Source organism: Pseudomonas sp. B20 (assembly GCF_020515755.1).
GTDB lineage: Bacteria > Pseudomonadota > Gammaproteobacteria > Pseudomonadales > Pseudomonadaceae > Aquipseudomonas > Aquipseudomonas syringae.
This window is the reverse complement of record NZ_JAHPJG010000016.1, coordinates 61,646-74,883: the sequence shown is the minus strand read 5'-3', so window position 1 is coordinate 74,883 and position 13,238 is coordinate 61,646. Positions and strand designations below refer to the sequence as shown.

The following is a 13,238-nucleotide window of genomic DNA, read 5'->3' as shown; positions in this document are numbered from 1 at the left end:
ATCAGCGCTAAAGCTTACCTGCGCAGAGTTTAATGGCGACATCCTGAACATCTTTACCGATCAAGTCAGGCTGGGTGCCGATCGGGTTGAGCACCTTTCCCGGACGCTCGACAAACGCGGTGCGACACCCGGCCTGGGCAGCTCCGGCGATGTCCCAAGCGTGCGCAGCGACCATGATCATCTGATCCGTGGCGATGCCCAGGCGCTGTGCGACCATTTGGTAGGTTGCCGCGGCTGGCTTGAATTGACTGATTTCGCTGCCTGCCATGATGTGCTCGAAGCAGTCGGTCAATCCTGCAAATTCGAGCTGTTGCTGCAGCGCCTCCAGCGCGCCATTGCTCAGGGCAATGAGCACAAATCCGTTGTCGTTCAATAACTGCAGTGCCTGATGAACGTCCTTGTGCGCAGGAAGAGACTTGATGCCAGCGGCCAGTGCCTGGCACTGATCGTCGCCCACGTCCACCTGGTGCCGTGCGGCAACCATTCTCAAAGCGCCCTGCGCCAGATCACCAAACGCCTGGTACTGGTCGGTTATGGTGTTGGTCATCCAGCACTCTTGCAGCGTCAGGAACCATTCGGTGCGCAAACGGCTGTCACCGAACAGTCCCTCGAAGAACGCGTCGAGCGCGGCCAGATCCAGCAGCGTCTCGTTTACGTCAAAAATGATGTGTTTGAGCATGCTATAGGCCCCTGTTGCCTGCCTGAAGTGCTGACCTCGAAGGAGTCGCCCAGCGGATGCTGACATCAGCCAGCACCGCCAAAGGTCACGATCAGATCACTGGCTTACGCCTGCTCTTCCTGCTCGTCATCATCATGCTTGAGTGCCGGCTTCATGCCTGGCTGAGGCGCGTGCTCGGCATTCGGCGCGATTTCTTCGCCGTGGTTCTTTTTCTCTTGCTGGACTTTTTTGTCGTGGGCAACGTTACGTGGATCGGTCATGGGAATTCCTTGATTGGCAGAGGATTCGAACACCCATCGACGTGATGCATGGGTTTGAGCGCCGGGGCAAGATTTGGAGTCAGGGCGTAGCAAGGCGTTCAGTGCATTTGAACCGGCACGCGAATAGCGGGTTTGGGCCTGAGCCCAGGTGACGGTGTCATGACTCAGCGGACGCCAGCTTGAACGCCGGCGACTGAACCAGCTCCATGATCACTTCGCGCAAGGACTGCGCACACGGAGACAGCTCGCGATACGCCAGCGCCAGCACATAGGCGACAGGTGTACCCGGGCCGGTCAGCTCGCGACAGGCAAGCCGCCCCGGCTGACGTCGGGCATAGCGCTGCGGCATGAGCGCCACGCCCATTCCGCCAGCCACCAGCGCAGCCGTGGTCTGCATCTGGCGAGGCTGTTGCACGACTCGAGGGGTAAAGCCTGCACTCGCGCAGGCCAGCAGAATGTGCGAGTGCATGCCCGGACCATGATGCGGGGCAAACAGAATCCAGGGTTGGTCTGCCAACGCCGCAAGACCGATGGACGCACGCTCGGCCAAGGGATGATCCTGCGGCAGCACCGCAACCATGCGGTCCTCGAACAACGGCTCGATCTGAATATTGCCGGGGTCGATGACCGGCAACACCAGAATGCCGACGTCCAGCCGGTCATTGCGCAGGCCTTCAAGCTGCTCGGGTGGGGTGGCCTCCTGCAGTTGAATATCGACGTTCGGGTTGGCTGCCTGATAGCGACGCAGCAGCGCCGGCAGTAAACCATCGACCACGCTGTCGACAAAGCCAAGGCGAATCGTGCCGATCATGCCTGCCGCTGAGCGACGTGCCATTTCACAGGCCCGTTCGGCCTGCAGCAGCGTCTGCCGAGCCTCGGCCAGAAACACGACGCCCGCAGTGGTCAATTGCGTGGAGCGCGTACTGCGCAGCAACAACTGCACGCCCAGGCATTCTTCCAGACGACGAATCGCAACGCTCAGGGGCGGCTGTGATATGTTCAAGCGCTGCGCGGCCTTGCGAAAATTCAAGGTTTCAGCGACCACCACGTACTGACGCATCAATTTCAAATCAATCATCTGATATTTTTTTAGTATCAATGAGCTATCAAATTAGTATGTTACAAATAAATGAGCGTTGCACATACTTCATGGTTCAACGGCTAGGGGCGAGATCGCTCACAGCCTGGTCTATCGAAGAAGGGGCGCTGATTTGAACACGCGAGCGTACGGTGTCGCCGCACTGGCCGGCTTTGTTGGGGGCAATGTTTCCAGTTTCATCAAATGGGGCACGGAAATACCCTTCCCGCCTCGCACGCCGGACCGCCCGGTTCCGCCCGTGGAGATGCTTGATTCGCTGGGCATCAACGCCCAGCAGCTGACTTATGTGTATTCAGAGCATGTGGTGAATTACGGCAGTGCTCTGGTCCATCATGGCTTTTCCATCTTCTTCGCCATGTTCTATTGCCTGCTTGTACTCAGGTATCCGCGCGCCGCTCTTTGGCAGGGTCTGGGTTTCGGCCTGTTGATGACCCTGGGGTTTCACGGCGTCATCCTGCCGGCGTTCCATTGGGCACCGCCGCTGTGGGAGTTGCCTGCCTCGGAGTTGTTATCTGAAACGTTCGGGCACTTGCTGTGGATGTGGGTGATCGAAGTCATACGGCGGGATTTGCAGCAGCGCTGGCTGCCTCACACCCGACCGGCCTGAGCAGTACGCTGCCTTGCGACAGGCACATGGAATTTCCCTGTAAACGGAGTGACCCGATGAAATCTCTATACACCCTGGCTCTGGCCTGCGCCGCCTGCGCGGGCATGGCGAGTGCCAATGCCGACGTGCAATCGGTGCCGAAAGAGTCTACGCAAATGACTCACAGTAATGGTCAACTGCAACCGCCTGTTTCATATGCCACGCTGTGGGCTGACGAAAAAGGTGCCACGCATGTGGGCCACTGCCGCCTGGAAGGCCTGGAGTTCAAAAGCTATGCCCCGCCAGCCGCGCCGCAATGGGTCGGCGTCTCCCCTGACGATATTGAAAGCATCGCCTACGCGGTGCTGCCGGTGGGATACGTCGGCAACTGGCACCACGCGCCGGGTCCACAATGGGTCGTCACCCTGCAGGGGCAATGGTCAGTAGAAACCACCGATGGCAGTGTGCTGGTGCAAGGGCCGGGAGAGATGCAGTTCAATGCCGACACCCGGTCCCGGCCGCGTCCGGATGACGAGCGTGTAGGCCACCTGACGCGCACCGTGGGTGATCAACCCAATGTTCAACTGATCATCAAACTTAAACCGGGTGCGGCTGACAAACGTACCAACGGCAGCTGTGCCTATTGATCGCCTACGGACCTGAACACATGAAACCGACCCGTAAAAATCGCTTCCTGCGCCCTTCCTCATGGCTATTGGGCAGTGCGCTCCTGGCTGCGGGTTCCGCAGGCGCAACCGACGCCGTCGCCCCTGTGCGGCAAGTCGTTATCGATCCGGCCTTCAGTCAACTGGTTGCCCCCCAGGCCCGCGTCGAGCTGCTCACCGATCAGGCAAAGTGGGCAGAAGGCCCGCTGTGCCTGGCCGATGGCCGTTTGATCTGGAGTGACATCAAGGCCAACAAAGTCAGCAGCTGGCAGGCAAAGGATGGCGTGTCCACCTGGCTGGAAAAGGCCGACTTTCAAAATGGGCATACGCTCGACGGCCAGGGCCGTGTGGTGGCGGCCTCGCATGGCAAGCGCGGCATCGTGCGACAGGAGCCTAATGGTGAGTGGCATACGTTGGTCGACACCTACCAGGGCAAACGGCTGAACAGCCCTAACGATGTCGTGGCGGATAAAAGCGGCGCTCTCTGGTTTTCCGATCCCACCTTCGGGGTGCTGAGCAAAAGCGAGGGCTATGGCGGCAAGCCCGAGCAAGGCGGCGAGTTCATCTATCGCTACGTACCCGACACCGGGCAGATCACCCGTCTCGACACTCCCGAAGTCCACTCGCCCAACGGCCTGGCCTTCTCGCCGGATCAACAGCTGCTTTATGTGGCCGACTCACAAATGGCCCACGACTTCACCAACAAGAAGCTGGCACATCGCATCATGGTCTATCAGGTGCGCGACGGTCGCTTGATCAACGGCAAGGTGTTCGCTGACATCGAGCCCGGCATCCCTGACGGGATCGCAGTCGACGCGCTTGGCAACCTGTGGAGCAGCAGTAAGGAAGGTATTCAGGTGTTTTCCGCAGCAGGCAAGCCACTCGGCAAATTGCTGGTCTCGGCGGCCGATACCAGCAACCTGACGTTCTGCTCCAGCGAGCAGGCAAGCTGGGCGTACATTACCGCTGCCAACAAGGTGCTCAGGGTGCAGGTAATGAAGGGCGTTGCAGGTCAGTAAGACTGCCTCGATGCTCATTTAGTCAGGCTCGCCATTGCTAGACAGATTCAAAGCCCGGCACACGGCTCCGGGCTTTACCTGCAGAGCCTAGAACCAGGTCTCCATCTGAATGCCGAACTGCCATACACCACCGGAGTTGAAATCACTTTTGCCGAAGTTGCCGGTCGTGCTGTAGCGGTCCAGGTCCGAAGACCAGTTCATGAGGCTTGCGAACACTCGCAGTTCGGGACGTGTGAGCAGGTCACCCATGTCCGGCTTGAAGGTCGGCGCAACCGTAAACTTCCAGAAGTTACCGTCAACCGCATTGCGTTGCAGATAGCCTTTGGGGTCGAGGTCCATGGTTTGCCAACTCAGCTCGTAGGCCATCTCGAAGTTGCTGTTGATCTCGTTGGCCAGGCGCATGTTCAGCGTGAGCCAGCGGTAATCGTCGCCTTTGACGTAGCGGTCTTTGCTCTGCTCGGCCAGCAGGCTCGGGCCGATGCGCCATCCCGGCGCGATAAGCGTCTCGCCATACATGGCCAGACGCACCGCGCGGGCGTCGTCGAGCAGTTCGCCATCCGAACCAATATCCTTGACCTGTGCACCCAGGCCCTGCCCATAGAGCAGCGCGGTCTTGAAGAAGCCTTCGCGGCCGAAAAAGTCCTTCTGGTGATTGGCCAACATGGTGTGCAAGCCTGAATCTGCGGGTGCGAAACCGGCTTGATTGGTGCGCGTACCGACGTCGTTTTTCTTTGCGCCAATGGCGTTGAACATCCACTGCCACTGACCATTGTCGAAAAATTGGTTGGAGGTCAGGATGTAGCTTTCCACATCGGCATCGACGCCGCCCTCACTGAAATCGCCGTAGTTACGTCCGATCAGGGAATAGTTCGAGCGCCAGTCCTTGGTCATCTGCACATCGTAGATACCGCCACCGGTCCCGGCCAGAAAGACCACGTCCGAGTCCAGCCAGTGGATATCGAAATTGTCCCTGTCGAAGCGCTTGCCGGCCCACAGCGTGGAGTTCTCGAACACTGAATTACCCTTGAAGGCGGCGATGTGGTCGAGTTCGGTAAATACCTGACGCACGTTCAGGCTGCTTTCGGTAGGTGTCCAGTCGTTATAGCTTTCAACGCCGTCGGCGATGGAGACGGTGAACTTGGAGCGCGTGCCGTTCTGCGCGTAGATCTCTTTCGACAGATCGAAGCGCATGTAGGTGTCGTCTTCGTTACCCAGGCGCCCGACCGCCCCACCGACTGAACCCGCGGGGGTTGTATAAGGCCCGCCGCGACCGCCTCCCAAACCGTCATTGATCAACAGACCGGAGCGAGCATAGCCCTTGAAGCTGAACCCGTCGGTGAGGTGTCCGACACCGCTTGGCTTCTCCATGCTTTGCTGGCGGGCTTCGAGTTTTGCCACGCGATCATCCAGAGCGGGCTGTGGACTGGCTGCCACAGTCGACGCGGAAGTGGGCGCGGCAGGCTGCGCAGCGGGGGTGGCGAGTTTGAGTTGCTGAAGCTCACGGGCGAGCGCCTGGGTTTGCTGTTCGGCTGCGGCTGCACGTTTTTCCGCAGCGCTGGCACGGGCTTCGAATGCGGCCATCCGCTCTTCCAGCGTTGCGGCCTGAGCGACGCTTGTCGAGGTGCCGAGTACCCCTGCGAGTAGCCATCTTGATGCGTTCTGCATATGGACTTCCTGTTTTGTTTTTATTGTTTTCGTGACGTTGGCCGAGCCTTTTCCCTACAGCGAAAAATTGTGCAAACCGACGAAAAAAGGGTGCCACATCGAAAATACGCTGCTACATTGACGATGTTAACGTTAACTTTTATAAAAACAAAAATAAAGAGGGCTCTATGAAACAGCTGAAATCTCTTCTTCCCGCCGCGCTGCTCACCCTGTCTGCCGGGTTTCCTGCGCTGTCGAACGCAGCCGAGCTGACGATTTCGTGCGGGGCCGTCGGCGCTGAATTGCAACTGTGCAAGGAGGCAGTCGATAACTGGTCAAAACAGACCGGCAACAACGTTCAGGTGGTATCCACGCCTAACTCCGCGACCGAGCGCCTGTCGTTCTACCAGCAGATCCTCAGTGCCCAGTCCACCGACATCGACATCATTCAAATCGACATGGTGTGGCCGGGAATGCTCGCCAAACACCTGACGGACCTGCGCGAACTGCTTCCGGCGACTGCGACACAAGGCTATTTCCAGGCCCAGGTGGACAACGCCACCGTCGACGGCCGGCTGGTGTCGATGCCCTGGTTTACCGATTCGGGGCTGCTGTACTACCGCAAGGATCTGCTCGACAAGTATCAACAGCCGGTCCCCCAGACCTGGGAGGACATGACCGCTACCGCCAAAAAAGTGCAAAAAGCCGAGCGCGATGCGGGGAACGCCACTATGTGGGGCTACGTGTTCCAAGGGCGCGCCTATGAAGGCCTGACGTGCAACGCACTGGAATGGATCAGCAGCCAGCCGGACGGCGGACTGGTCAACCCGCGCGGAGACATCGTGGTCAACAGCCAGGCCTCAAGAGTCGCGCTGACCCTGGCCAAAAGCTGGGTCGGCGACATCTCCCCGCCCGGCGTCCTCAATTACACCGAGGAAGAAGGCCGTGGCGTATTCCAGTCGGGCAATGCGCTGTTCATGCGCAACTGGCCTTACGTCTGGGCCTTGGTGCAAAGCAAGGACAGCGCGATAAAAGACAAGGTCGGCGTCGCGCCCCTGCCCAGTGGCGGCGCGAACGGCACCCACGCTTCAACGCTCGGAGGCTGGGGCCTGGCGGTTTCGCGCTACAGCCGCAACCCCAAGCTTGCGGCAGAACTGGTTGCCTACCTGACCAGCGCCCAACAGCAAAAGCAGCGTGCCTTGGCAGGTGCCTACAACCCGGTCATCGAGTCGCTGTATGCCGACCCCGAGTTGCTCGCGGCGATGCCTTACTACCCCCAGTTGCACAGCATCCTCAGCAACGGGGTCATGCGCCCCGCCGCCATCACGGCCAACGGCTACCCACGCGTTTCCAACGCATTCTTCGATCGGGTGCATAGCGTGCTGGCGGGCGATATACCGGTCGATCAGGCACTGGTCGAACTGGAACGCGAACTGACCCGCATCAAACGCCGGAACTGGTAAGCCACACGTAAGGAAATCAACATGCCTGTCTCTTCTACCGACTACCCCGGAGACGACGAACTCGTCACCCGGGAAACGCCTGTACAACGTCGCAGGCTACGCGCCGCCTGGCTGTTTCTGACGCCGATGCTGGTGTGCCTGGTGCTGGTGGCGGCCTGGCCGTTGCTGCGCACATTCTGGTTCAGCCTGACCGACGCCGACCTATCGGATACCGGCAGTGGCTCATTCGTGGGCCTGAGCAATTATCTGCTCTACGACGGCGTTATCTGGTCTGGCGTGCTGGTCGATCCGCAATGGTGGAACGCGGTGCGCAACACCCTGCATTTCACCGTGGTGTCGGTCGGGCTGGAAATGGTTCTGGGACTGGCAGTGGCGTTGCTGTTGAACGTCAAGTTCACCGGGCGCGCGCTGGTGCGTGCGTTGATTCTGATCCCGTGGGCGATTCCGACCATCGTCTCGGCGAAGATCTGGTCGTGGATGCTCAATGACCAGTTCGGCATCATCAACCACATGATGCTGGGCCTGGGCCTGATCGACGCGCCACTGGCCTGGACGGCAGATGCGGACCTGTCGATGTGGGCAGTGATCATCGTAGACGTCTGGAAGACCGTGCCCTTTGTCACCCTGCTGATGCTCGCGGCACTGCAGATGCTGCCAAGCGATTGCTACGAAGCCGCCCGGGTCGACGGCATTCATCCGGTGCGGGTGTTCTGGCGTGTCACCTTGCCGTTGCTGATGCCCGCCTTGTTGGTCGCCGCGATCTTTCGCATCCTCGACTCGTTGCGGGTCTTCGACGTCATCTACGTCCTGACCTCCAACTCTTCGAGCACCATGAGCATGTCGGTCTATGCCCGCCAGCATCTGGTGGAATTCCAGGACGTCGGCTACGGCAGCGCCGCCTCCACCCTGCTGTTTCTGGTCGTGGCCGTGATTGCCATGCTTTACCTGTACCTCGGACGCCGCCAGCTGGAGGTGCGCTCATGAACCTGCGCCAACTGAAGAAAGCGCTGCTGCGTCTGGCCTTCTGGGGCCTGGTCGGGATCGTGCTGCTGTACGCGATCTTCCCTTTCTATTATGCCATCCTGACCTCGCTGAAACCGTCCAGCGCCTTGTTTGAAGTGAGCTACTGGATCACCGAAGCCGACTTCTCCAATTACGCAGCGGTCCTCAGCCAGGCTTCATTCCTTCAGGCCATCGCCAACTCGCTGGTGGTTGCGCTGAGTGTGGTGGTGCTGGCGCTGTTCCTCGGCCTGACGGCGTCCTATGCCTTGGGCAGGGTCAAGTTCCGAGGGCGCGGCACGGTGCTGATGATGGTGCTCGGGGTCTCGATGTTTCCTCAGGTCGCGGTGCTGTCAGGGCTGTTTGAAGTGATCCGCGCACTGGGTCTGTACAACACCTCGTGGGCGCTGATCCTGAGCTACACGATTTTCACCCTGCCCTTCACCGTCTGGGTGCTGACCACCTTCATGGGGCAACTGCCGCATGAACTGGAAGAAGCGGCAATCATGGATGGCGCATCGCCCTGGGTCACGCTGACCCGCGTGCTGTTGCCGTTGCTGTGGCCCGCACTGGTCACGACCGGCCTGCTGGCGTTCATTGCCGCGTGGAACGAGTTCCTGTTTGCCCTGACCTTCACCCTGACAGACGCGCAACGAACGGTCCCGGTCGCCATCGCCCTGATCTCGGGTGGCAGCTCCCACGAATTGCCCTGGGGTCTGTTGATGGCGGCGTCGGTACTGGTGACCGTGCCACTGGTGATTCTGGTGCTGATCTTCCAGCGCCGCATCGTTTCCGGCCTCACTGCCGGCGCGTTGAAAGGTTGATGCACACAACTGACAAGGAACAGCATCGTGATGAAATTGAAGCTAGCCAACATCAACAAGCAATTGGGCGGCACGCGTATTCTGCGCGACGTCAGCCTGGAGATCGCTGCAGGTGAGTTCGTTGTGTTCGTCGGCCCGTCGGGCTGCGGAAAGTCGACGCTGCTGCGCTTGATCGCTGGACTGGATTCGATCTGTGCTGGCGACCTGCTGATCGACGGACGACGGGTCAATGACCTGGAACCGCGCGAGCGTGGTGTCGGTATGGTCTTTCAGTCCTACGCCCTGTACCCGCACATGAGCGTCTACGACAACATCAGTTTTGGCCTCAAGCTGGCCAAGACGGAAAAAAGCAGCCTGCGCGAACGCGTGCTGAAAACCGCGCAGATCCTGCAACTGGATAAACTGCTGCAACGCAAACCCCGGGAACTGTCCGGCGGGCAGCGTCAGCGTGTGGCCATGGGCAGAGCCATGGCGCGGGAACCGGACATCCTGTTGTTCGATGAACCGCTCTCCAACCTGGACGCCTCGTTGCGGGTTCAGATGCGCAACGAAATCGCCCGGCTCCACAAGCGGCTGGGCTCGACGATGATCTACGTCACCCACGATCAGGTCGAGGCGATGACCCTGGCGGACAAGATTGTCGTGCTCAACGGCGGCCAGGTCGAACAGGTCGGCTCGCCGCGCGAACTCTACGAGCGCCCTGCCAGCCTTTTCGTCGCCGGTTTTCTGGGCTCGCCGAGAATGAACTTTCTGCCCGTGAGCTTGCAGGCACCGGGTCGCAGCAGCCTGATCGATATCCCGGCACTGGGCATGAAATCCCTGCCCTTCGACAGCTCGAATCTGACCGAGGATGCGCAACTGACCCTAGGTGTTCGCCCGGAGCACATCACCCTTAATGCTGCGAACAACGGCGTTGGCGTCACGGTATCCGGTGTCGAATACCTGGGCAGCGAGGTCTATGTGCACCTGGCTACCGGGGCGAGCGAGCCCTTGATTTGTCGCTGCGATGCCAAGGCCGGCTGGCAGGTGGGCGATCAGGTCGCGCTGCAATTCGACGACAGCAACCTGCACCTGTTCGACGCCGATGGCCTGGCCCTGAAGCGCCACACAGACGCCAGTCAACACCTGACACCCGGCACCACACCGCACCTCGTACAAGCAGGCACCCTATGAGTTTTTCTGCAAACGCCATGAGCAACCCGATGTCTCCCGCCCTCGAGCGCGCGCACCATGCGCTGGAAGAGGTCCTGTCGCAGCTTGTCCACGATTATCGCCCCGGTTATCACCTGGCCCCGCCGGCAGGCTGGATGAACGACCCCAACGGGGTGGTGTTCTTTCGCGGCGAATATCATGTGTTCTATCAACACCACCCGTTCGACGCGAAATGGGGCCCGATGTACTGGGGCCATGCAAAGAGTGCCGATCTGGTCCATTGGCAACACCTGCCCATTGCCTTGGCACCCGGTGATGACTTCGATCGGGACGGCTGTTTTTCCGGCAGTGCAGTGGTGTGTGGCGACACCCTGGCGCTGATCTACACCGGGCACACATGGCTGGGTGAAGTGGGCGACGAGCGTTTTATCCGTCAGGTGCAGTGCCTGGCCACCAGCACCGACGGCATCAGTTTCAGCAAACACGGCGCCGTCATCGACACCCCGCCGCAAGACGGGATGATTCATTTCCGTGACCCGAAGGTCTGGCGACAGGATGGTCACTGGTACCTGATTGCCGGCGCACGCCTGGGTGAAAAACCGCTGCTGCCGATCTATCGATCCAAGGACCTGCACGCGTGGGAATTCGTCAGCTATGTGTCCACAGGCGACGAAGGCGACGGCTATATGTGGGAATGCCCGGACCTGTTTGGCCTCAATGGACGCGACGTACTGCTTTACTCCCCCCAGGGCATGCCGGCACAGCGCTACGAGCGACTGAACCGGTTCCACACCGGCTATCGAGTGGGCCAGGTCGACAATCAATGGCAGTTCACCGGCGGGCCTTTTATCGAGCTGGACAGCGGCCATGACTTCTACGCGGCGCAGACGCTGGTGGCTGCCGATGGCAGGCGTCTGCTGTGGGCCTGGATCGACATGTGGGAAAGCCCGACCCCAACCGAAGCGCATCACTGGCGCGGCATGCTCGGCCTGCCGCGTGAACTTGAAGTGCGCGCAAATCGCCTTTGCGTACAACCCGCACGCGAACTGATAGCGTTGCGCCAAACACCGTTGCCTGGTACCCCTTGGTGGAGCGAAGCGGGTAGCCAGTGGCTGACCGACATACACGGCGACATGCTGGAGATACACGTGCACCTGGACCTGCTCGACTGCGCCGAAGGTCACCTGGGCGTGGCATTGCGTTGCAGTCCGGATGGCCAGGAGCAGACTCTGCTTTACTACGATGCGTCGCTAAAACGTTTGGTACTGGACCGCGATCAATCGGGTACCCACGTCAGCGGTCAGCGCAGCGTAGCGATAGATCCACAACAGAATCAGCTTGAACTGCGGATCTTCCTTGATCGCTCGTCCATTGAGGTGTTCGAGCAAAACGGCAGTTTCAGCTTCAGCAGTCGCCTTTATCCACAGACCGACAGCCTGGGGGTGAAGCTTACTGCCAACGGAACGGGAGGCCGAGTCTGCATTGCCGACGCTTGGCAACTCTCCTCGGGATACCTGCCGGTAAATCATTGAAGTCGCGAAAAAAATCAGGTCTCTGTAGCATGATAATCATCAGTCAACCCGACAGGCCCCGCCTCGCATGACCTCAGTTAAAGACGTTGCAAAACTGGCCGGTGTGTCTCTGATGACGGTGTCTCGGGCGCTCAATGATCCGGGAAAGCTGAGCCCGGAGACTTATCAGCGAGTGCGCAACGCGATCGATGAGCTTCAATTCGTCCCCAGCCTGTCGGCTCGCCGGATTCGCGGCGACAACCTGCAGACCCGAACCATCGGCGTATTTGCCCTGGACACCGCAACCACGCCGTTTGCGGTCGAGCTGCTGCTGTCGATCGAACAGACCGCGCAGCAGGCAGGCTGGAACGTATTTATCCTCAACCTGCTGAGCAATCCGCCCACCGACCAGAACATTGACCTGATGCTCTCGCACCGCCCCGACGGGTTGATCTTCAGCGCCATGGGCTTACGCAAAGTGAGTATCCCCCAGCGCTTGAAGAGCAAACCGCTGGTGCTCGCCAATTGCGTAGCCGATGACAGCAGCCTGGTCAGTTATGTGCCGGACGACGAAACAGGTCAGTACCGCGCCTTGCACCACGCGTTCAGCAAGGGCTATCGACGCCCGCTGTTCATCAACCTGCCAAAACAGAGCCTGGCCTGGGAAATCCGCCAGGCGGGTATGTTGCGTGCCTGCGAGGCATTCGGCCTGGCTCGCGACGAGCTCTTGCAATACAACCTGTCCGAGCATGACGCCTATTGGGAAACCGCCGCCATCCTTGCCCGGCACATGGTGGATGGCCGTCCGCAGTTCGACATTCTGATCTGCGGCAATGACCGCATTGCCTTTTGTGCCTACCAGCTGCTGCTGGGCCAGGGTCTGAAAATTCCTGGCGATGTCGCCGTATTGGGTTATGACAACATGATCGGCATCGCCGAGCTGTTCATTCCTGCGCTGACCACGGTGCAACTGCCGTATTACGAGATCGGTCGCAACGCCGCCCGGCACTTGATCGAAAGCCTTGAAGTGTCGGGCTCCCAGCCGGTGGATTGCCCGCTGGTGGTCAGAGAATCGCTATGAAGCCTTGCGTGGGATAGCCCACGCATCGAGTCGTCACGCGGGACGATCCTGACAAAAACGACGGCTATTGAGTTCTGATTGACGCCCCTGAAACGCTGACCGTATTGAATGGTTACGATTGAGAGGGGTGAGAGCGGCTGGGCGTATGCCCCCCTAAAAGTTTGGCTTTGTCCTTCTGTTTCAATCGCCTACTGATGAATAGCTGCAACTAAGCAAGCTGCACCACCCTTCGCCTACATAAGTTTCCGCCCCAAAA

The 13,238-nt window shown here is 59.7% G+C and carries 13 protein-coding genes; 9 read left to right on the top strand and 4 right to left on the bottom strand.

The window, feature by feature from the left end; genetic code table 11:
* Window positions 1–7 precede the first annotated feature (7 nt).
* The 3 genes from LIX91_RS16545 to LIX91_RS16535 form a co-directional block, all read right to left on the bottom strand.
* Window positions 8–679, bottom strand: a complete 672-nt coding sequence (locus LIX91_RS16545) for a haloacid dehalogenase type II (RefSeq protein WP_226488800.1) — start codon at window positions 677–679, stop codon at window positions 8–10.
* 104 nt (window positions 680–783) lie between these two features.
* Window positions 784–939: a hypothetical protein gene (locus tag LIX91_RS16540; protein ID WP_003317799.1), complete on the bottom strand. Its 156-nt coding sequence runs from the start codon at window positions 937–939 to the stop codon at window positions 784–786.
* Window positions 940–1,096: 157 nt separating this feature from the next.
* Window positions 1,097–2,017 (bottom strand): LysR family transcriptional regulator, encoded by a 921-nt coding sequence (locus LIX91_RS16535; protein WP_226488799.1) that lies wholly within the window; start codon window positions 2,015–2,017, stop codon window positions 1,097–1,099.
* 133 nt (window positions 2,018–2,150) lie between these two features.
* On the opposite strand from LIX91_RS16535, the gene LIX91_RS16530 reads away from it, so the two are divergent.
* The 3 genes from LIX91_RS16530 to LIX91_RS16520 are packed head-to-tail and all read left to right on the top strand — an operon-like array spanning window position 2,151 to window position 4,308.
* Window positions 2,151–2,645, top strand: a complete 495-nt coding sequence (locus LIX91_RS16530; protein WP_032697878.1) for a YagU family protein — start codon at window positions 2,151–2,153, stop codon at window positions 2,643–2,645.
* A 56-nt stretch (window positions 2,646–2,701) separates the two neighbouring features.
* Window positions 2,702–3,271, top strand: a complete 570-nt coding sequence (locus tag LIX91_RS16525; protein ID WP_003414782.1) for a hypothetical protein — start codon at window positions 2,702–2,704, stop codon at window positions 3,269–3,271.
* Window positions 3,272–3,291: 20 nt separating this feature from the next.
* Window positions 3,292–4,308, top strand: coding sequence for an SMP-30/gluconolactonase/LRE family protein (locus LIX91_RS16520; protein WP_226488798.1), 1,017 nt, complete (start codon window positions 3,292–3,294; stop codon window positions 4,306–4,308).
* A gap of 87 nt (window positions 4,309–4,395) precedes the next feature.
* Here LIX91_RS16520 and LIX91_RS16515 read toward each other — a convergent pair whose 3' ends face one another.
* The gene (locus LIX91_RS16515) at window positions 4,396–5,973 is read right to left on the bottom strand and encodes a carbohydrate porin (protein WP_103696413.1); all 1,578 of its coding nucleotides are present in this window, start codon (window positions 5,971–5,973) and stop codon (window positions 4,396–4,398) included.
* 167 nt (window positions 5,974–6,140) lie between these two features.
* Between LIX91_RS16515 and LIX91_RS16510 the strand changes: the two genes are divergently transcribed.
* The 6 genes from LIX91_RS16510 (at window position 6,141) to LIX91_RS16485 (ending at window position 12,982) form a co-directional block, all read left to right on the top strand.
* Window positions 6,141–7,415 carry an ABC transporter substrate-binding protein gene (locus LIX91_RS16510; protein WP_226488797.1) on the top strand — a complete coding sequence of 425 codons (1,275 nt, stop codon included), beginning with the start codon at window positions 6,141–6,143 and terminating at the stop codon, window positions 7,413–7,415.
* A gap of 21 nt (window positions 7,416–7,436) precedes the next feature.
* Window positions 7,437–8,399 carry a carbohydrate ABC transporter permease gene (locus LIX91_RS16505; protein WP_003414775.1) on the top strand — a complete coding sequence of 321 codons (963 nt, stop codon included), beginning with the start codon at window positions 7,437–7,439 and terminating at the stop codon, window positions 8,397–8,399.
* Complete coding sequence (locus LIX91_RS16500) at window positions 8,396–9,238, top strand: carbohydrate ABC transporter permease (RefSeq protein WP_226488796.1); 843 nt, start codon at window positions 8,396–8,398, stop codon at window positions 9,236–9,238. Before LIX91_RS16505 ends, LIX91_RS16500 begins: the two co-directional genes overlap by 4 nt.
* 27 nt (window positions 9,239–9,265) lie before the next feature.
* Entirely contained in the window at window positions 9,266–10,411 is a 1,146-nt protein-coding gene (locus LIX91_RS16495) for an ABC transporter ATP-binding protein (protein ID WP_024638566.1), read from the top strand.
* A complete protein-coding gene (locus tag LIX91_RS16490) occupies window positions 10,408–11,922 on the top strand; it encodes a glycoside hydrolase family 32 protein (protein WP_226488795.1) in 1,515 nt (504 codons plus the stop codon). Before LIX91_RS16495 ends, LIX91_RS16490 begins: the two co-directional genes overlap by 4 nt.
* A 67-nt stretch (window positions 11,923–11,989) precedes the next feature.
* On the top strand, window positions 11,990–12,982 hold the full coding sequence (locus LIX91_RS16485) for a LacI family DNA-binding transcriptional regulator (protein WP_003414768.1): 993 nt from the start codon (window positions 11,990–11,992) through the stop codon (window positions 12,980–12,982).
* Window positions 12,983–13,238 lie beyond the last annotated feature (256 nt).

Bases quoted from the DNA above. Each gene is read 5' to 3' on its own strand.
- LIX91_RS16535 (WP_226488799.1), bottom strand. From the start codon at position 2,017: ATGATTGATTTGAAATTGATGCGTCAGTACGTGGTGGTCGCTGAAACC.
- LIX91_RS16490 (WP_226488795.1), top strand. From the start codon at position 10,408: ATGAGTTTTTCTGCAAACGCCATGAGCAACCCGATGTCTCCCGCCCTC.
- LIX91_RS16515 (WP_103696413.1), bottom strand. From the start codon at position 5,973: ATGCAGAACGCATCAAGATGGCTACTCGCAGGGGTACTCGGCACCTCG.
- LIX91_RS16500 (WP_226488796.1), top strand. From the start codon at position 8,396: ATGAACCTGCGCCAACTGAAGAAAGCGCTGCTGCGTCTGGCCTTCTGG.
- LIX91_RS16520 (WP_226488798.1), top strand. From the start codon at position 3,292: ATGAAACCGACCCGTAAAAATCGCTTCCTGCGCCCTTCCTCATGGCTA.
- LIX91_RS16505 (WP_003414775.1), top strand. From the start codon at position 7,437: ATGCCTGTCTCTTCTACCGACTACCCCGGAGACGACGAACTCGTCACC.
- LIX91_RS16485 (WP_003414768.1), top strand. From the start codon at position 11,990: ATGACCTCAGTTAAAGACGTTGCAAAACTGGCCGGTGTGTCTCTGATG.
- LIX91_RS16540 (WP_003317799.1), bottom strand. From the start codon at position 939: ATGACCGATCCACGTAACGTTGCCCACGACAAAAAAGTCCAGCAAGAG.
- LIX91_RS16510 (WP_226488797.1), top strand. From the start codon at position 6,141: ATGAAACAGCTGAAATCTCTTCTTCCCGCCGCGCTGCTCACCCTGTCT.
- LIX91_RS16525 (WP_003414782.1), top strand. From the start codon at position 2,702: ATGAAATCTCTATACACCCTGGCTCTGGCCTGCGCCGCCTGCGCGGGC.
- LIX91_RS16545 (WP_226488800.1), bottom strand. From the start codon at position 679: ATGCTCAAACACATCATTTTTGACGTAAACGAGACGCTGCTGGATCTG.